The organism is Roseovarius sp. E0-M6, assembly GCF_037083845.1.
In the GTDB taxonomy this organism is placed as follows: Bacteria; Pseudomonadota; Alphaproteobacteria; order Rhodobacterales; family Rhodobacteraceae; genus Roseovarius.
This window is the reverse complement of the sequence record NZ_JBAPLA010000005.1, coordinates 14883-31953: the sequence shown is the minus strand read 5'-3', so window position 1 is coordinate 31953 and position 17071 is coordinate 14883. Positions and strand designations below refer to the sequence as shown.

Below are 17071 nucleotides of genomic sequence, written 5' to 3'. Positions count from 1 at the left end.
GCGACATAGCTAGAACGTAGCCGTCATTTTCAGTTGAACAAGCCGCCGGAAGCCCTGTGATCGATGTGTTTTCGCGCGGCGGTGCAGCACGGTTTCACACCCATCTCAGCGGGTGGCGACCTTCACCTGCTCGGGCTTTGCCATCCATTCGCGGCCTTTGAGCATCGCCTTCCAGTAGATCGGCGGCAGCATCTTTTCCTTCAGAAACCATGCGGCCCGCGTCGGCTTGGTGCCATCGACCAAGAACGCCGGAAAACTTGGTTTCAACACGCCGCCATAGCCGAATTCCGCCAATACGATTTTGCCGCGCTCCACCGTCAGCGGGCAGGAGCCATAGCCATCATATTGTGCCACAGCCGACCGTCCCGCCATATCGGCAACGATGTTTTCGGCGACTGTCGGCGCCTGTTTACGTGCGGCGGCCGCGGTTTTCGCGTTGGGCGCGTTCATCACGTCACCAAGTGACCAAATATTGTCAAAGCTCTTGTGACGCAGCGTCGACTGATCGACATCGACCCAGCCAGCGGCATCCGACAATGCAGACACCCGGATAAAATCAGGGGCCAACTGCGGCGGACAGACATGGATCATGTCGAATTCGACCTCGACTCGCATCGGATCGGCGTCGGGTTCCTTGACCTCGAAAACGGCCGTCTTGGCTGGCCCGTCGACCGACACGAGATTGTGGAAAAAATTGAGCGTCGCGTCATACTTCTCGACATATTTCATCAAGGCTGGAACATAATCCTTGACCCCGAACAGCACGCCACCTGCGTTCATGAATTGAATGTCGATATCCTTCAGCACGCCACGCCGGAACCATGCGTCGCCCGAGAGATACATCGCTTTTTGCGGCGCCCCTGCGCATTTGATCGGCATCGGAGGCTGCGTAAAGAGGGCCCGGCCTTCCTTCATTTCCTGAACGAGTTGCCATGTATAGGGCGCCAGATCGTATCTGTAATTTGACGTCACCCCATTGCGGCCCAGCGTCTCTTCCAGACCCTCGACCTTGTTCCAGTCAAGCTTGAGACCGGGGCAGACCACCAAGCGATCATATTTGACAACCCGGCAGCCATCGAGAACAACCGCATTGTTCTCTGGCTCGAAGGCGGCGACGGCGGCCTTGATCCACTTGACCCCGCCGGGGATCAGCGACCCCATCGTCTTGGCGGTATCCTGCGCCTCGAAAATACCACCGCCGACCATGGTCCAACCCGGCTGATAATAATGGATATCGGCGGGATCAATAATAGCGATATCCAGATCGGGCTTGCGGGTCTTGAGGCTTGCCGCGACCGAAATACCGCCCGCCCCCGCCCCGACGATGACAACATCGTATTTCGCGTCCCCCTCGTCGGTCGGGGTTTTGCCACCGTTGGCGATCCGCCGGGCGACGCCGTTCATGTCATACCCGGCAGCCTTGGTTGCCGCCAGGATCTCCGGCAAAGGTTGTTTCTTGGCCTCCCAGAGCGACCAAAGTGTCGCGGACCGGGTGCCCGAGCGGCAATAAGCCAGCACCGGGCGCGGCAGTTCGCGCAACGCGTCGCCGAAATCCTCGACATCCTGATCAGAAACCTTTCCGCCCACGACCGGGACATAGCGTGCTTCGATCCCGTGCTTTCGCGCCGCGGCTTCGATCTCTTCGAATGCCGGCTGATCCGCGCCTTCCCCGTTGGGTCGGTTGCAGATGATGGCCTTGAAGCCTTCGGCTTTGAGTGTCGCCATGTCGTCCACGCTGATCTGTGGGCTGACGGTAAGTTTGGGCGATATCTTGTTCAGTTCCATATTGGCGGTCCTCCGATGGGATTACAGGCTGTTGACTGGCACCTTGAGCATCGGCTTGCCGCTATCGTCCGTGGGCACCTCACCCGCGCGCATGTTGACCTGCAAAGACGGTATAATCAGCTTGGGAACGGCCAGTTGCGCATCCCGTTCGGTGCGAAACTTGACGAATTCCTCTTTGGTCTTGCCCCCGCCGACATGAATATTGTGCGCCTTTTCCTCGCCCACTGTGGTCTCCCACTGAATATCGCGCCCATTCGGGCCGTAATCGTGGCACATGAACAGCCGCATCCCGTCCGGCAGGCTGAGCACCTTTTGAATCGAGTCGTACAAAACCCCTGCGTCACCGCCCGGAAAATCCGCCCGCGCCGAGCCGCCATCGGGCATGAAAAGCGTATCCCCCACGAACGCGGCATCGCCCATGACATGCACCATGCACGCAGGCGTATGGCCGGGCGTGTACATGGCAAAGGCGGTCATGTTGCCGACCTCGTAGGTGTCGCCATCTTCGAACAAGCGATCGAATTGCGAGCCGTCGCGCTGAAATTCGGTCCCCTCGTTGAAAAGCTTTCCGAACGTGTCCTGAACAACCATGATCTTCGACCCGATCCCGATCTTGCCGCCCAGTTTTTCCTGGATGTAGGGCGCGGCGCTCAGATGATCGGCATGCACATGGGTTTCGATAATCCAGTCAAGGGTCAGGCCACGTTCCCTGACCCGCGCGATCAGAGCGTCGGCATGCTCATATGTGATCCGACCGGCGGCATAGTCGATGTCCATGACGCTATCGACGATTGCGCAACAATCAGACGTCGGATCTTTGACGATATAGCTGATGGTGTTTGTCGCCTCGTCGAAGAAAGCTTCGACATCGGGCTTCACATCCATATTCACAGGATACTGCGTCATGATTTTTCTCCTCATGTGGCCCGGCTTGACCGGGCCTTTCGGTGAGTGTTGACGCGCCCGGCGATCCAGCATCGCCGAGAGCATATGTTGCAGGGATCAGACCGTTCGCACCGGCTTGATCCCCAAGGTCAGTTTGGCAATCAGGATGCCCACGATCACGGCGGCCACGAAATACACGACCTCCAATCGGCCGGTCCCCAGCGCGGGCAACGCGCCACCAGGACAGAAACCGGCAATGCCCCAGCCTATTCCAAAAACGGCGGCGCCACCGATAAGCCGCATGTCAAGCGCGCGGTTCGTCGGCACCTCAAAGCGGGGGGCCATGACCGGCCCGGCGCGTCCAAAGACAAGCCGGTAACCGATGAACGTTGTCACGAGCGCACCACCCATTACGAAGATCAGCGAGGGATCCCAAGAACCGGCGATGTCGAAGAAATTCAGCACCTTGGCAGGGTTCACCATGCCCGAGATCGAGATACCGACCCCGAACACCAAACCAATGAGATAAGTCACGAAAAGACGCATCGATCACATCCCCAGAACATGCCGCACCACGTAAACGGTGGCGAAGGTGAAGATCATGAAGGTCGCAGTGGCCACGACCGACCTGAGGCTGAGCCGGGCCATCCCGCAAACACCGTGCCCTGACGTGCAACCGGACCCATAGGTCACTCCCAACCCGACAACCACGCCGCCGATCAGAAGCATCGGAAGCGAGACCGGCACATCGACCGTTGGCATCGCACCGCTGACCGCGAATATGGCGAGTGGACCGGACACCATCCCGGCCAGCAGCGCCGCGCGCCACGCAAAGTCCTGACGCGAGGTTGGTGCGATCACACCACTGAGGACACCTGTCGCGCCCATCACGCGGCCAAGCGTGAGCATCAGAAGTGTCGCGGCAAGCCCGATCAGGATACCGCCGCCCAACGACGCCCAAGGGGTGAATACTGTTTCCATGGCCTCAGCCCCCACAGGTCTTGACGCCCGAGATCACATGGATCGGGTCGATACGGGGTGCAGCAACGGCAAGCATCACCACGCCAAGGGCGGCAACGGCGATCTGCATCCATGCCGTCGCCAAAAGCGGCAGGCCGTTCGCGCATACGAGCGTCATAAGCCCGAAGACGGGAACCGCGCGAAACAGGCGGTCAATGAACCCTACATTTGGTGTCATGGATGATACCTCAGAATCAAAAGTTGGTCCTGAGGTATATGTTTTAAGGGTGGCGTTCAGTGATATTGTCACAATGGGCGGACCAAAGCCTGTGACTGCACCGAAAAAATCAACTCACGGCCAAAGCCTGTAGCTTGGCGCGGTCGATCAGTGCGACGCGCCCCCGCGACTGGGCGATCAAACCACGTTTCTGGAAATCCTGAAGCACCCGTGAGATGACTTCGCGTGCAGTGCCCAGTTCGGTCGCCAGTTGTTGATGAGTTGTCAGGATTTCTCGTGCGTCCTTGGCAAGGGCCAACAGGCACTGCGCAAGCCGCACATCAATCCGCCCGAAAGCCACGTCATCAATCACGCGCAGCAAATCAATCAGACGGCGCGAATACGCCGCAAAAACGAATGTGCGGAACGCCGGCTCCTCTGCGACGAGCCTGTCGAAATCCGAACGCGGCAACACAACCGCCACCACGTCCGTTTCCGCCAAGCCTTCGGCATTATAAGCTTCTTCAGCCAGCATACAGGCCGTGGTCAGAACACAGCTCTCACCCGCTTCGACCCGGTACAAGACAATGTCGCGCCCCGACTCGGATGTCTGGGATACCCGGATCGTGCCATCGACCAGAAACAAAAGGCTGTCGGGCACATTGTCCGGCCCGAACACCACGCGCCCGGTCGGGTATTTCAGAGTGCGCGCCGCAGCCAGAAGCCGGTCCCGGACAGATCTGGGCAGCGATCTTGTCCCCTGAAACAGCTCGGTCCAGTCACCCAGGTTCATCGCGTCCTGCGCATCGGTGCGACGATGCCCTCCTCGATCGGCGCGATCCGGGCCAGCAGATCTTCGCGGTTCGAAGCAATGTCTGCCAATGTCAGATCATCAAGAACCGCCATAAAGGCGTGCGTCGCCGCCTGCAAAGCACGCGATAATTTGCAGATGCCGATAAGCGGGCAGGTGTTTGTGCTCGGTTTAAAACATTCCACAATGTCGAGCGGCCCTTCGGTCAACCTGATGACATCGCCGATGACGATGTCCTCCGCCGGTTTTGACAACCGGAAACCACCGCCCCTACCGCGTTGGGTTTCAAGGTATCCCGCACGGCCAAGCTCGTGAACGATCTTGACGATATGGGGCCGCGCCAACCCATGCACCCGCACCACGTCATCCACACGGATAAGATCCGGCGCCTTGAGTGCAGCAAGTTGAAGCGATCTCAGCGCATAGTTTGAATATGAGGTGAGTTTCATCTTGTCCCTTATCCATAACTTATACCTACCGTATATCTTTTTTCCAGACAGGTGACAATGTCACTGAACACGGCGGTGGTCCGGCTTACCCAAAACAAAAGCAACATACAGAAGGAATGAGAAATGGCCTTGCTTCTTGGAGATACCGTTCCCGATTTCACTGCCGACACCACCACCGGACCGATCTCGTTTCACGACTGGATCGGCGACAATTGGGCGTTCTTCTTCAGCCATCCAGCCGATTTCACGCCGGTCTGCACGACCGAAATGGGCCGCACCTCGCAACTGAGCGATGCGTTCACCGCACGTGGCGTCAAGCCGATCGGCCTGAGCACCGACACGGTGGATGAACACCTCAAGTGGATCGAAGACGTCAACGACACTCAGGACACTACACTGCGCTTTCCCATCGTCGCCGACCCCGATCTGGCGATCTCTGAACTCTACGAGATGATCCATCCCGCGCAGTCTGAGGTGGCCGCGGTGCGCTCGGTCTTTATTATCGACAGCGACAAGAAACTGCGCCTGACCATGACCTATCCCATGAGCGTCGGGCGCAACTTCGACGAAATCCTGCGGGTCATCGACGCGTTGCAGACTGCTGACACCCAAGGTGTCGCACTCCCCGCCGACTGGCGGCCCGGCGACCGCGCCATCATTCCACCATCGGTTTGTGACGCTGACGCGCAGGTGCGTTTCCCGCAAGGGTTCAAAACCGTCCGGCCTTACCTGCGCACCGTGGACATCAGCTGACCCAAGGCTAACTTTTGGGGCAGCAGCGTCTCTGATCCAATCAATTGAGGAAAATGAAGCGATGCTCGATGGTTTCAGTGCCGAGATCTTGGCGCGGGTTCAGTTCGCGTTCACGGTCTCGTTTCATATCATCTTCCCTGCCTTCTCAATCGGGCTTGCCAGTTATCTCGCGGTGCTGAACGGTCTCTGGCTCTGGACGCGGGACGAGACATATCTCACGCTTTTCGATTACTGGAAAAAGATCTTCGCGGTGGCCTTCGGCATGGGGGTCGTGTCGGGCATCGTGATGTCCTATCAGTTCGGCACCAATTGGTCGGTCTTTTCGGACAAGGCAGGGCCGGTCGTCGGGCCTCTCATGGCATATGAGGTTCTTTCGGCGTTTTTCCTTGAGGCCGGCTTCCTCGGGATCATGCTTTTCGGGCGCGAACGCGTGGGCGAGAAGCTGCATATGTTCGCCACGGCAATGGTGGCCTTCGGAACGCTGCTCTCCGCCACCTGGATTCTCAGCGTCAACAGCTGGATGCAGACCCCCGCCGGATACAGCATCAACGCTGTCGGTCAGTTCGTGCCCGAAGACTGGTGGGCGATCGTTTTCAACCCGTCCTTCGCCTATCGCCTCGTTCACATGGTTCTGGCGGCCTTCCTGACCACCGCGCTTGTCGTGGGCGCGGTGGGCGCGATCCATCTGCTGCGCGACAAGACCGACAAAGAGGCGCGCCGCATGTTCTCCATGGCCATGTGGATGGCCGCCGTGGTGACACCGATCCAGATTTTCGCCGGCGATCTGCACGGGTTGAACACGCTCAAGCATCAGCCAGCCAAGGTCATGGCGATGGAAGGACATTTCGAAAGTCACCCCGACGGCGCGCCCTTGATCCTGTTCGGGATCGTGGATGCGCAAAACAAGGAAATCGACTACGCGCTTGAGATCCCGAACATGAGTTCGCTTATCCTCAAACATCATTGGAATGCGCCACTTGATGGGTTGGATACAGTTCCGGACAACGAGGAGCCGCCGGTTGCGATCGTCTTTTACAGCTTCCGCATCATGGTTGCCCTTGGGTTCGCCATGCTGGGCCTGGGGATCTGGAGCCTTTATGCCCGCTGGCGCGGCAGCCTTTTTAACTCGCCTTGGCTGCATCGCACGGCCGTGCTCATGGGGCCGACCGGGTTCGTGGCGGTTCTCTCCGGTTGGATCACTACCGAAGTTGGTCGTCAGCCGTATACGGTTTACGGTCTCTTGCGCACCGGCGACAGCCTTGCGCCAGTCGACGCACCGGCGGTGGCGACATCGCTCATCGCATTCATCGTCGTGTATTTCTTCATCTTCGGCGCTGGCACCGTTTACTTGCTGCGAATGATGAACAAACGCCCGGCCACTCCCAAGCTTGGCCTGCGCGAAGGCCCCATCCGGACAGCCGGCGTCACGCCGGCCCCGCAACAAGACCCCGATGTCATACCCGGCGAAGAAGGAGCCTAACCAATGCCATTCGATCTTGCTTTCATCTGGGCTGGTCTGATCGCCTTTGCCGTCTTGACCTATGTCATTCTTGACGGGTTCGACCTTGGCCTCGGCATTCTCTTTCCCTTTGCCAAATCTGACCATGACCGCGACTTGATGATGAATTCGGTCGCACCCGTGTGGGACGGAAACGAAACTTGGCTCGTCTTGGGCGGCGGCGGTCTTTTTGCCGTGTTTCCGTTGGCCTACGCCGTCGTCATGCCCGCGCTATACATGCCGATAATGCTCATGCTCTTGGCGCTTGTTTTTCGTGGGGTCTCTTTCGAAAACCGATGGCGGACCGACAAAAAGGGCCTGTGGGACATGACCTTTTTCGGCGGCTCCCTGGTTGCCGCCTTCACGCAAGGTATCGCTCTGGGCGCTTTGGTGCAGGGCATCGACGTCACGGACCGCGCCTATTCGGGGGGCTGGTTCGATTGGCTGACCCCATTTTCCGTTCTGACCGGCGTTGCCGTGGTCGTTGGATACGCGCTCTTGGGTGCGTGCTGGCTGATCTACAAGACCGAAGGCGAAATCCAGGTTCAGGCGCGCAGATATGCTTGGTGGCTCGGCGCCGCAACGCTCGCCCTTATCGGTTTTGTCAGCATTCTGACCCCGCTACAGGACCCGGTCTATTTCGAGCGCTGGTTCAACCTTCCGGGAAGCCTGTGGTCAATGCTTGTTCCTCTTATGATGCTTGGCTTGGCTTGGGCGTTCTTCGCCGGTCTGAATGATCAGAAAGATCTGCAACCCTTTCTCTCCGCGCTCGGCTTTTTCGTCGTGAGTTTCATCGGCCTTGGAATTAGCTTTTATCCGATGATCGTACCGCCCTCCCTGACGATCCGGGAGGCGGCCGCACCCGACTCGAGTCTGGCCTTCGCACTGGTCGGAGCGGTCATCCTGATCCCGTTGATTTTGGCCTACACCGTCTATGCCTACTGGGTCTTTCGCGGAAAAATGGACCCCTCCGAAGGATATCATTGATGGCACGGCAACGCAGCACCACGCAAAAGTTGCTCTGGTTCGTCGGGCTCTGGGCCGCCGGCGTCACCACACTCGGCATTATCGCACTTCTCATCAAACTTGCTCTCTAGAAAGGTTATCCTATGAAACGCTCACTCCTCGGTCTTTTCACCGCCCTTGCACTGGGTACAACTGCCACGGCACAAGACAAGCCCGACCTCGTCACCATCCTGACCTCGGACGAGTCACAGACGCAATTGATGAGCATGGTCCTGACCATGCAGTCGATCCAGCAGGGGGCCAACGCTTATGTCCTGCTTTGCGGACCTGCCGGTGACCTCGCCTTGAAGGATGCGCCGGATGCGGCCACTGCTCCGCAAAAGCCCAAGGGCATGAGCCCACAAGGCCTGATGCAGAAAATCATGGGGACCGGCGCGACCGTCGAGGTCTGCGCAATCTATCTTCCCAACAAAAGGGTAAAGCCCGACGCGCTACTCGATGGCGTCACAGCGGCCCAGCCGCCCGAGATGGCCGCACGCCTGCTGGCGCCGAACGCCCGTATCATGTCATTCTGACAGGGCGACCGGCTTCACTCGGGATGATGTGCCCCCCCAAGGGACGCGCGTTTGACATCTTGAAGCCGATAAAGCTCAGGCCGGCGAGGTGTCAAAGAAGCTCTCGCCGACCTCCGATTCACCCAATGGCAAGGCGGTGGTGCCAAGACCCCGGCCACCGCCCTGTCACCAAAGCCGTTGACGCCGAACCATTTGAGATCATCGAGGATGCCGCTGGCCTGCTCGGGATCACCCTTCAACTCGGCAAAGGCGTCAAGCATCGCCTCCTTGGCCTCGTCGACATTTTCGCGATATGTCCTCGGGCAGAACATCCCCCGAAGCGAGCGCCTCCACGACCGCATCGCCGGTGTCATCCGCTGGCGCGACCTCGGTCGCGCGCGATTTGCCCGAAGGGGTTGACGTATCGGGGTCTTTCAAAGGTCAAGGCCGGGCGGTGAAATAGGACAGATCGCATACCAAGCGACATGATGTCCCTCGGCCAAAGGGTCAGATGACAGGCGGTGTCGGACTGGCCTTGGAATCGGGCAGCGTTTGATGAATTGAACTTCCGCGCAAGATTCGCGGTATACACCCCCGACGCATGCGTTTAAGAGGCTGATCTTGCCTCTGTTGACCGGCAGAGGCCGTATGCGCAACCGCGCCCCATAATCCAGACAGTTTCCAACCATGTTCCAGACCCTCGCCGATGCGCTGACCGAGCGCGGCTACGACAATTTGACCGCCGTCCAAGAGGCCGTCACCGCCCCCGAGTTGCACGACTCGGACCTTCTGGTTTCGGCCCAGACCGGATCGGGCAAGACAGTGGGCTTCGGCCTTGCCATTGCCACGACCCTGCTCGACCACGACGGTGCGCTGGGGCCGGCACAGGCACCGCTTGCCCTGATCGTCGCCCCGACGCGCGAATTGGCGTTGCAAGTGAAAACAGAGCTCAGTTGGTTGTATGCCAAGGCCGAAGCGCGGCTGGCAACCTGTATCGGCGGCATGGACATGCGCGATGAACGTCGCACACTTGAGCGCGGGGCCCATATCGTTGTCGGCACCCCCGGGCGTCTGCGCGACCATGTCCAGCGCGGGTCACTCGACCTTGGCGGTTTGCGGGCCATCGTTCTGGACGAAGCCGACGAGATGCTGGATCTCGGATTCCGCGAGGATCTGGAATATATACTGGGCGAAGCGCCTGAAGATCGGCGGACCCTGATGTTCTCGGCCACCGTGCCGTCGATGATCGCCAAGCTGGCAGAACAATATCAGCGCGACGCCAAGCGGGTGACCACGCTTGAAGGTGGCAGCCAGCATGCCGACATCACCTATCAGGCCGTGCGCGTGGCCCAGCAGGATGCCGAGAACGCCATCATAAACCTGCTGCGTTATCACGACGCGGAAAACGCGCTCGTCTTTGCCAATACCCGCGCGATGGTGAACCGGCTGACTGCCCGGCTGACGAACCGGGGTTTCTCTGTCGTGGCGCTGTCAGGCGAACTCAGTCAGAAAGAGCGGTCCCATGCCTTGCAAGCCATGCGCGACGGGCGCGCACGGGTTTGCGTGGCAACCGACGTCGCGGCGCGGGGCATCGACCTTCCCAAACTGGAACTGGTGATACATGCCGAGCTGCCATCGAACGCCGAAGGCCTGCTTCACCGCTCCGGGCGGACCGGACGTGCCGGGCGCAAGGGGATTTCGGCCCTTGTCGTGGCGCCGAAAATCTTCAAGCGGGCCGAACGCCTGCTGAAATTCGCCAAGATCAAGGCGGACTGGATCGCCGCGCCCTCCGCCGATGAGGTTCTGCGTAAAGACGAAGAGCGCCTTCTGGCGGATCCGGTGTGGAGCACGGAACCGACACCAGAGCAACATGACTTTGCCGCCCGGCTGCTTGCCCTGCACGGTCCCGAAAAGATCGCCGCCGCATATCTGGCGCTGCACCGCGCGCGGCAGTCCGCGCCCGAAGATCTGATCGATCCCGATACCCGCCCCGAGCGAAGGGACCGCAAACCTTTTGGTCCAAGCGTGTGGTTCGCGCTTTCCGTGGGGCGCGACGACCGGGCCGAACCGCGCTGGCTTTTGCCACTTCTGTGCCGGACCGGAAACCTCGACAAGGACGCGATCGGTGCGATCCGCGTTCAGAAATCCGAAAGCTTTGTCGAAATCGCACAGGCCGGCGTGTCGGGCTTTCTGGCTGCGCTCGGCGATGACAGGCAACTGGAGGAGGGAGTGAAGGTCCGGCAACTTGATGCCGCACCGGATCTTGAATCCGCACCTCGCAAAGCCGACCCCAAACCGCGCCGCCCCGAGCGCGCGACCGGCCCTAAACCCGACAAACGACCGGAACAGGGCCCAGCTTCGCCCTCCCGCCTGCCACAGTCACCCGACACGAAGTCGCCCGAGGCCAAGCGAACCGATCACAGCGCGGCGCAACCGCCTGCGCCGGGGGCCAAGCCTTCCGAAAAGCCGAACGAAGACAAACGGCCCGCCACCAAGCCCAAGTCCAAATCCAAGGACAAGGCCGTGGAGAGATACAAGGGAAAACCCGGCAGCAAGCCTGCGAATGCCGCAAGCCCGAAGGGCAAGCGATCGGCCAAGGCGGGCGCCGGTGGGCGCAAACCGGATGCCAAGCCGAAAGCGCCGCGCGTAAATGCCGCCGATACCTCCAAACGCTTTACCGCCCCAAAGGCGACAGGCAAGCCCGGAACGCCAAAACCGCAAGACTCACGGCCCGGTGCCGCCCGGTCGCGCAAAGGTGCCGGAGGAAACGAACCACCCCGGCGAGGCTGAGGCGCGGCGCGGTTACGCCCTTCAGCAGACTCTTTGTCGCTGCATCTCCAGAGGTCATGGATATCTGCTTTCGCATCATCGGGCATGGGCTCATGTTCCCGTCTCGCCCTCCGTCTCGATCTTCAGCGACTCACCGCAATGCTTGCAATGGATCGCGTCCGGATCATGCCGGCTTAGGCCGCATTCCGGACATTTATACTTGATCTTGGAGGGCTGAAAGATGGCGCGCGCCAACTGAACGAAAAGCGCGACCCCGACAACCATGATGAAAACAGCGAGAAGCTTGCCCCCCGGCGTTGTCATGATGATGTCGCCAAACCCCGTAGTCGTCAGCGTCGCCACGGTGAAATACAGCGCGTCGATGTAACCCGCGATCCCGGCCTGTTCGTCGAAGGCCAGCACAAAGACGAGCGACGTTGTCACGAAGATGAACACAAACAGGTTGACTGCGGCAAGGACTGCATCTTCGTGGCGGCGGAAGAAAAGGCTCTTGCGCCTGAGGTCGCGTAAGAGGTGATACGCATGGAGCACACGCAGCCCCCGAAGCACACGCAGAAACGCAAGGCTTTCTGTCAGCAGCGGCGCAAGTAGCAGCGACAGGACAACAACCAAATCCGCAATCGTGTAGATGCGCGTGAGTTCCCGGCGCAGGTTCTCGGAAATCCAGCACCGCGCCGACAGATCAATAAGAATTACCACACCAAACACGGTATTAAGTACGGCCGTGACCGGCGTCGTGGGCAAAGCCGCTGTCACGATGAAATAGACAATCGTGATCGCATCAAAGATGATCAGCCCATAGCGAAATCGTCTGGCGCGCTGGCTCTGGCCTGTATAAAGCAGCCTCAGGGTGCGGCGGAATTCCTTCATTTCAGAATGATGCAACACGTTGACGCCCAAGGCCATGCCCAAAACGACGACAGCGCGCGACCGACCTGCATTCATAAGATCCGAAAATGGCGTGGAATTCCTTGCCAAGGACTTGCGGTGCGGGATCGGCGCCGTCTCTGCGGGCATCGTGGAGACAGGGTCAGGATAGATGCCGAACTTGATACTTCAGGGGCGATGCTATTCAGATTCCTGCCTGCATGTGACACACTCACCTCGTAGCAATGAGGAGAAGAAAATGGATCGCGACGCATATGTTGAAAAGATGAAGGCGAAACTGGACGAGTGGAACGCCGACATCGACAAGTTGCAGGCCCAAGCCAAGGCCGCGGAAGCCGAAAACAAGGCGAAATACGAAGAGCAGCTCGAGGAGATGCGCAAGCAACGCGACGAGGCTCAGGTCAAGATGAAAGAAGCACAGGCGGCAAGCGATGCGGCATGGGACGACATGCGCAAAGGGATGGAAAACGCGTGGGAAAACATCTCGAACTCCTTCCAGAAGGCCTGGAACCGCTTCCAGTAATGGAATGAGTGCGGTTTTCTAAGTTCAGAAGACCTTCAAAACACGAAGGGCGGAGTTCCTACTGGACGGGGCTGGGTTATCCCAAAATTTGCCGGTGACCCGTCGGCGTCACGCGGCCAACTGGGACCCATCCTTGACCACCGTGGCCCGCGCTTCCCGCGCACTTTCATTGTCCTGTTCGATCAGGGCGTCATGCAATGCACGAACGGCGGTGTCCGCATCCTCGCGCGTGGTCACGAACTGAATGTCGACATTGCGCGGCCCCTGTTGCACGGCAACCAGTGCAACCTTCGCCCGTTCCAGCGCGGCAAGCCCGCGTCCGAGTGCGTTCAACCCACTCAGATCGCGCCCGATCGCGGCCACGACCGACAGCCCCTGAACCGTGACCGACGCAGTTGGATATTCCGCTGCCAGATCGTTTTCGACCCGCTTGAGCAGCTTGGGTGACGCATCGACATAATGGGTGATCGAATTGGCATTCGACGTCTTGGCGACGATATCGACATTATGCCGGGTCAGGATCTGTAAGATAGTCGCGTCGTAACCTTTGACGCCGACCATGTCCTGCTCGAACACCTCGAGCGCAAAGACATCGAGCGCCGTCAGAATTTCCACCTGCGGGGATCGGGCGGGCGCGTCGTCGATCAGTGTGCCGGGATCTGTCGGCTCGAACGCGTTCGTCACCCGCAGCGGAATGCCCGCCTGACGCAAGGTCTTGGCCGCCGAGGGGTGGATCGCCTCCATTCCCATATTCGAGAGTTGGTCTGCCACGTCGTAATTGGTGTGGCCCAGCTTCTTGACGTTTTTCAGCCCAACCAGTTTCGGATCGGCCGAGGACAGATGGAATTCCTTGTGAATGATCGCCTCGTCCGCGCCGGTGCGGGCGGCGAGACGGCTGAACGTGACCTCGGAGTAGCCACGATCATAAAGAGACATCAGGTTTTCCGTACATTGCGCATAGCCGGTCACGATCGGCAATTCGCTGGCACAATCGACATCGCGAAACGCCTGCTCGATCCGCTCGTCCAGCGTGACCTCGCGGTCGTCGCGCCAGCCGCTCAGATCGACGAAACGCGCATTCACCCCGGCGCTGCGCAACAGCAGCGTTGTGACATGGGCCGAATGGCTTTCGCCGAGTCCCGCCAGCATCTCGCGGATGATACCCATATGCTGGCTGAGGCGAAAATGCCCATAGGAACACAGGCGCTGCAAATCGATCAGGCACGAGCGCGCGCCTTCGATCCGCTCGCGCACGAAATCATCCGCCGCCTGAATATCGCCCGGCGCGCTTAGCACCTTGCGGTGCGCATCGTTCATCGCCTGCGCCACACGGTTCAGAGCGTCGGACCAGCCATGCGCATTTTCGGCATTGGCGAAATAGGCATAGACACCTTGCTCTCCGGTTTTCTTGTGCTCCAGCAACATGTCGGTGATACCCCCATAAGCCGACACGACGAAGACGCGGCCATAGGGATCGCCGCCATCATTCAGCAGCAATGGCTGTAATAGGTCTGCCGAGCGGCTCATCGAGGTGCCGCCTATCTTTTCAACGGTATGGGTCTCTTTGCTCATAACTGTCCGTTCCTGTTGATACGGGACGCCTCTTGTTGTTGTCGGATGCGGGCCTCGCCGGGGGCAAAGTGCACCGATATTGCGCGCCCCTGCCCTCGGCGAATTGTGAAATGCGCGGTCTCAGTCGGCAGCGGCGTAAGAGCCGTCGGCCTGATGAACCTCTTTGCCGGTTACCGGCGGGTTGAAACAGCAGGCCATCACCAATTCTTCCTCGGCGCGCAGGATATGCTTGTCGTGCTGATCCAGCGCATACATGACACCGGGGCAGATCGCATGCGTCTCACCCGTGGCAAGGTCGGTGATCGAGCCCTTACCCGACATGCAGTAGACGCTCTCGAAATGGTTCTTGTAGTGGAATGTATGCTCCGAACCGGCCTCTAGATTGGTGATGTGGAATGAAAACCCCATCCCGTCACTTGCCAGCAGCATCCTCACCGATGTCCACTGCGCGTCATGCACGTCCTTGTCGGTATTCTTCAGGTCTTTGATGTCACGAACGATCATGGTGTCACTCCGCTGCGATTTTGGTTTCGACGCAATTGCGCGCGGCGTCGGTGAGCGTGTCGAGCCCGGCCTTGAACTGATCCATCGGCGTGGTCAGTGGTGCCAGCACCTTGACGACCTCGTCGTCGGCACCCGACGTTTCAATCACCAGCCCGCGCGCGAACGCCTCGGCACAGATTGCGCCCGCCAGATCGCCGCTGCCGACATCGACACCCTGCATCATGCCGCGCCCTTTCAGCCGCGCACCGGGAACGATGTTGGCAATGCCCTGCAAACAGTCGGTCAGGACAGCCGCCTTGTCGGCGATCTCAGTCTTGAAGGCATCATCGGACCAGAATTTTTCCAGCGCGACCTTGGCGGTCACAAAGGCATGGGTGTTTCCGCGAAACGTGCCATTGTGCTCGGCTGGTTTCCAGACGTCCAACTCGGGCTTGATCAGCGTCAGCGCGAACGGAAGGCCGAAACCGGACAGAGATTTCGCCATCGCGATCATGTCAGGCTCGATATCCATCCCGTCAAAGCTGAAGAAACTGCCAGCGCGACCGACCCCGGCCTGTATGTCGTCGATAATCAGCTTGGCCCCATGCGCCTTGGCCAGCCGTGCGATTCCCTCGACCCATTCGCGCGACACGGCGGTCAGCCCGCCCTCGCCCTGCACCAACTCAAGGATGAAAGCCGCAGGCGCGTCGATCCCGCTGGAGCCGTTGCCGAGCATGGCCTCGGCCATCGCCAGTGTATCCACATCCTCACCCAGCGATCCTTCGTAAGGGAGATGCGTCACGCCGCTCAGCGGCACACCCGCGCCACCGCGCTTGCCCGAATGGCCGGTCAGTGACAGCGCACCAAGGGTCATGCCGTGAAAGCCGTTGGTGAAGGAAATCACGTTGGTGCGCCCCGTCACCTTGCGCGCCAGCTTGATCGCGGCCTCGACGGCGTTGGTGCCGGTGGGGCCGGTCATCATCACCTTGTGATCCATGCCTCGCGGGGCGAGCACCAGACGCTCGAAGGTCTCCAGAAATTCGGCTTTGGGGCTCGTATACATGTCCAGCGCGTGGGCGATGCCATCATCGGCGATATGCGCCACCAGCGCGGCCTTCATATCGGGGTCGTTGTGCCCGTAATTCAGCGACGAACAGCCAGAAAGAAAGTCAGTATAGCTGTTGCCCGCGTCATCGAAAAGCGTCGACCCGGTGGCGCGGTTGAACACCACATCGAAGCTGCGGCAATAGCTGCGCACATTGGATTCGCGGCGCTCGAAGATGGTCTTGTCGGCTGAAGTCTCAGTCGTCATAACAGGTTCCTTTTTTGTGGGGTGTTCAGCCCGGGGTAGACGCGGGTCAGGCCACCGCGTCCAGCTCGTCGGACTCGGGCAAGTGGATCGTCACCATATGTTCGGTGTCATGCTCACCCTGAAAATGGGTATCGCTCTCAAAATGAGCCTCGTGATCCAGTTCGCCGTCTTGGGCGTCCGCAAAACTGCGGAAAAGCGCCCAGCTTGCATCGTTGTCCTTGGTGATCGTGGTCTGCATCCGGGTCACGTCTTCACATTCGTCACGCGTCAGCAATTGGTCCAACATCCGCTTGGCCAGCCCAAGACCGCGCGCCTTTTCCGAGACCGCGACCTGCCAGACAAAGAACGTGTCCGGATCACGCGGCAGGACATAGCCTGAAATCCAGCCAACCGGCGTGCCGTCCAGTTCGGCCAGGATGCAGGTATCGCGAAAATGATCGCACTGGATCAGGTTGCAATACATCGAATTCTCATCAAGCGGCTTGCACGCTGCGATCAACTCCCAAATGGCCGCGCCATCTTCGGCGTCGGGTTTACGGAACTGGACGTCATCGTGACGCGACTTGATCTGATGGATATCGTTCACGGGATACCTCGGTTACTGCTTCGTTCAAGACAGAAGATA

At 59.5% G+C, this 17071-nt stretch carries 20 protein-coding genes; 7 read left to right on the top strand and 13 right to left on the bottom strand.

Annotated elements, in window-relative coordinates:
- Positions 1-105: 105 nt before the first annotated feature.
- The 7 genes from V8359_RS13120 to V8359_RS13090 form a co-directional block, all read right to left on the bottom strand.
- Entirely contained in the window at positions 106-1785 is a 1680-nt protein-coding gene (locus V8359_RS13120) for a TIGR01244 family sulfur transferase (RefSeq protein ID WP_336429412.1), read from the bottom strand.
- Positions 1786-1806: 21 nt separating this feature from the next.
- Entirely contained in the window at positions 1807-2691 is an 885-nt protein-coding gene (locus V8359_RS13115) for an MBL fold metallo-hydrolase (protein WP_336429411.1), read from the bottom strand.
- A 96-nt stretch (positions 2692-2787) separates the two neighbouring features.
- A complete protein-coding gene (locus tag V8359_RS13110) occupies positions 2788-3216 on the bottom strand; it encodes a DUF6691 family protein (RefSeq protein ID WP_336429409.1) in 429 nt (142 codons plus the stop codon).
- Between the two features lie 3 nt (positions 3217-3219).
- Positions 3220-3651 carry a YeeE/YedE family protein gene (locus V8359_RS13105; protein WP_336429408.1) on the bottom strand — a complete coding sequence of 144 codons (432 nt, stop codon included), beginning with the start codon at positions 3649-3651 and terminating at the stop codon, positions 3220-3222.
- 4 nt (positions 3652-3655) lie between these two features.
- Positions 3656-3868 carry a YgaP family membrane protein gene (locus tag V8359_RS13100; RefSeq protein WP_336429406.1) on the bottom strand — a complete coding sequence of 71 codons (213 nt, stop codon included), beginning with the start codon at positions 3866-3868 and terminating at the stop codon, positions 3656-3658.
- A gap of 109 nt (positions 3869-3977) precedes the next feature.
- A complete protein-coding gene (locus tag V8359_RS13095) occupies positions 3978-4640 on the bottom strand; it encodes a Crp/Fnr family transcriptional regulator (protein ID WP_336429405.1) in 663 nt (220 codons plus the stop codon).
- Positions 4637-5107, bottom strand: coding sequence for an Rrf2 family transcriptional regulator (locus tag V8359_RS13090; protein WP_336429403.1), 471 nt, complete (start codon positions 5105-5107; stop codon positions 4637-4639). Before V8359_RS13090 ends, V8359_RS13095 begins: the two co-directional genes overlap by 4 nt.
- A gap of 123 nt (positions 5108-5230) precedes the next feature.
- Between V8359_RS13090 and V8359_RS13085 the strand changes: the two genes are divergently transcribed.
- From V8359_RS13085 to V8359_RS13065, 5 genes are all read left to right on the top strand, one after another.
- The gene (locus V8359_RS13085) at positions 5231-5860 is read left to right on the top strand and encodes a peroxiredoxin (protein WP_336429401.1); all 630 of its coding nucleotides are present in this window, start codon (positions 5231-5233) and stop codon (positions 5858-5860) included.
- Between the two features lie 61 nt (positions 5861-5921).
- The gene (locus V8359_RS13080) at positions 5922-7340 is read left to right on the top strand and encodes a cytochrome ubiquinol oxidase subunit I (RefSeq protein ID WP_336429399.1); all 1419 of its coding nucleotides are present in this window, start codon (positions 5922-5924) and stop codon (positions 7338-7340) included.
- Between the two features lie 3 nt (positions 7341-7343).
- Positions 7344-8345 carry a cytochrome d ubiquinol oxidase subunit II gene (gene cydB, locus V8359_RS13075; protein WP_336429398.1) on the top strand — a complete coding sequence of 334 codons (1002 nt, stop codon included), beginning with the start codon at positions 7344-7346 and terminating at the stop codon, positions 8343-8345.
- Positions 8345-8455, top strand: coding sequence for a DUF2474 family protein (locus V8359_RS13070; protein ID WP_336429397.1), 111 nt, complete (start codon positions 8345-8347; stop codon positions 8453-8455). Before cydB ends, V8359_RS13070 begins: the two co-directional genes overlap by 1 nt.
- Positions 8456-8467: 12 nt before the next feature.
- A complete protein-coding gene (locus V8359_RS13065) occupies positions 8468-8899 on the top strand; it encodes a hypothetical protein (protein WP_336429395.1) in 432 nt (143 codons plus the stop codon).
- A 14-nt stretch (positions 8900-8913) separates the two neighbouring features.
- On the opposite strand, the gene V8359_RS13060 is transcribed toward V8359_RS13065, so the two are convergent.
- Positions 8914-9240: a hypothetical protein gene (locus V8359_RS13060; protein ID WP_336429394.1), complete on the bottom strand. Its 327-nt coding sequence runs from the start codon at positions 9238-9240 to the stop codon at positions 8914-8916.
- A gap of 325 nt (positions 9241-9565) precedes the next feature.
- On the opposite strand from V8359_RS13060, the gene V8359_RS13055 reads away from it, so the two are divergent.
- Positions 9566-11668, top strand: a complete 2103-nt coding sequence (locus V8359_RS13055) for a DEAD/DEAH box helicase (RefSeq protein WP_336429392.1) — start codon at positions 9566-9568, stop codon at positions 11666-11668.
- Between the two features lie 90 nt (positions 11669-11758).
- Here the strand turns inward: V8359_RS13055 and V8359_RS13050 are convergent, their stop codons facing one another.
- Positions 11759-12574, bottom strand: coding sequence for an ion channel (locus tag V8359_RS13050; protein WP_442970380.1), 816 nt, complete (start codon positions 12572-12574; stop codon positions 11759-11761).
- A gap of 220 nt (positions 12575-12794) precedes the next feature.
- On the opposite strand from V8359_RS13050, the gene V8359_RS13045 reads away from it, so the two are divergent.
- Positions 12795-13079 (top strand): hypothetical protein, encoded by a 285-nt coding sequence (locus V8359_RS13045; protein WP_336429391.1) that lies wholly within the window; start codon positions 12795-12797, stop codon positions 13077-13079.
- A gap of 108 nt (positions 13080-13187) precedes the next feature.
- On the opposite strand, the gene V8359_RS13040 is transcribed toward V8359_RS13045, so the two are convergent.
- The 4 genes from V8359_RS13040 to ectA form a co-directional block, all read right to left on the bottom strand.
- On the bottom strand, positions 13188-14651 hold the full coding sequence (locus V8359_RS13040) for an aspartate kinase (RefSeq protein WP_336429390.1): 1464 nt from the start codon (positions 14649-14651) through the stop codon (positions 13188-13190).
- Positions 14652-14771: 120 nt separating this feature from the next.
- Positions 14772-15155, bottom strand: a complete 384-nt coding sequence (locus tag V8359_RS13035) for an ectoine synthase (RefSeq protein WP_336429389.1) — start codon at positions 15153-15155, stop codon at positions 14772-14774.
- A gap of 4 nt (positions 15156-15159) precedes the next feature.
- Positions 15160-16446 carry a diaminobutyrate--2-oxoglutarate transaminase gene (ectB, locus tag V8359_RS13030; protein WP_336429388.1) on the bottom strand — a complete coding sequence of 429 codons (1287 nt, stop codon included), beginning with the start codon at positions 16444-16446 and terminating at the stop codon, positions 15160-15162.
- 46 nt (positions 16447-16492) lie between these two features.
- Positions 16493-17023, bottom strand: a complete 531-nt coding sequence (gene ectA, locus V8359_RS13025; RefSeq protein WP_442970379.1) for a diaminobutyrate acetyltransferase — start codon at positions 17021-17023, stop codon at positions 16493-16495.
- Between the last annotated feature and the right edge of the window lie 48 nt (positions 17024-17071).

What these genes read in the sequence shown, in the direction of transcription:
- V8359_RS13120 (WP_336429412.1), bottom strand. Translation starts at nt 1,785, where the DNA reads ATGGAACTGAACAAGATATCGCCCAAACTTACCGTCAGCCCACAGATC.
- V8359_RS13115 (WP_336429411.1), bottom strand. Translation starts at nt 2,691, where the DNA reads ATGACGCAGTATCCTGTGAATATGGATGTGAAGCCCGATGTCGAAGCT.
- V8359_RS13110 (WP_336429409.1), bottom strand. Translation starts at nt 3,216, where the DNA reads ATGCGTCTTTTCGTGACTTATCTCATTGGTTTGGTGTTCGGGGTCGGT.
- V8359_RS13105 (WP_336429408.1), bottom strand. Translation starts at nt 3,651, where the DNA reads ATGGAAACAGTATTCACCCCTTGGGCGTCGTTGGGCGGCGGTATCCTG.
- V8359_RS13100 (WP_336429406.1), bottom strand. Translation starts at nt 3,868, where the DNA reads ATGACACCAAATGTAGGGTTCATTGACCGCCTGTTTCGCGCGGTTCCC.
- V8359_RS13095 (WP_336429405.1), bottom strand. Translation starts at nt 4,640, where the DNA reads ATGAACCTGGGTGACTGGACCGAGCTGTTTCAGGGGACAAGATCGCTG.
- V8359_RS13090 (WP_336429403.1), bottom strand. Translation starts at nt 5,107, where the DNA reads ATGAAACTCACCTCATATTCAAACTATGCGCTGAGATCGCTTCAACTT.
- V8359_RS13085 (WP_336429401.1), top strand. Translation starts at nt 5,231, where the DNA reads ATGGCCTTGCTTCTTGGAGATACCGTTCCCGATTTCACTGCCGACACC.
- V8359_RS13080 (WP_336429399.1), top strand. Translation starts at nt 5,922, where the DNA reads ATGCTCGATGGTTTCAGTGCCGAGATCTTGGCGCGGGTTCAGTTCGCG.
- cydB (WP_336429398.1), top strand. Translation starts at nt 7,344, where the DNA reads ATGCCATTCGATCTTGCTTTCATCTGGGCTGGTCTGATCGCCTTTGCC.
- V8359_RS13070 (WP_336429397.1), top strand. Translation starts at nt 8,345, where the DNA reads ATGGCACGGCAACGCAGCACCACGCAAAAGTTGCTCTGGTTCGTCGGG.
- V8359_RS13065 (WP_336429395.1), top strand. Translation starts at nt 8,468, where the DNA reads ATGAAACGCTCACTCCTCGGTCTTTTCACCGCCCTTGCACTGGGTACA.
- V8359_RS13060 (WP_336429394.1), bottom strand. Translation starts at nt 9,240, where the DNA reads ATGCGGTCGTGGAGGCGCTCGCTTCGGGGGATGTTCTGCCCGAGGACA.
- V8359_RS13055 (WP_336429392.1), top strand. Translation starts at nt 9,566, where the DNA reads ATGTTCCAGACCCTCGCCGATGCGCTGACCGAGCGCGGCTACGACAAT.
- V8359_RS13050 (WP_442970380.1), bottom strand. Translation starts at nt 12,574, where the DNA reads ATGGCCTTGGGCGTCAACGTGTTGCATCATTCTGAAATGAAGGAATTC.
- V8359_RS13045 (WP_336429391.1), top strand. Translation starts at nt 12,795, where the DNA reads ATGGATCGCGACGCATATGTTGAAAAGATGAAGGCGAAACTGGACGAG.
- V8359_RS13040 (WP_336429390.1), bottom strand. Translation starts at nt 14,651, where the DNA reads ATGAGCAAAGAGACCCATACCGTTGAAAAGATAGGCGGCACCTCGATG.
- V8359_RS13035 (WP_336429389.1), bottom strand. Translation starts at nt 15,155, where the DNA reads ATGATCGTTCGTGACATCAAAGACCTGAAGAATACCGACAAGGACGTG.
- ectB (WP_336429388.1), bottom strand. Translation starts at nt 16,446, where the DNA reads ATGACGACTGAGACTTCAGCCGACAAGACCATCTTCGAGCGCCGCGAA.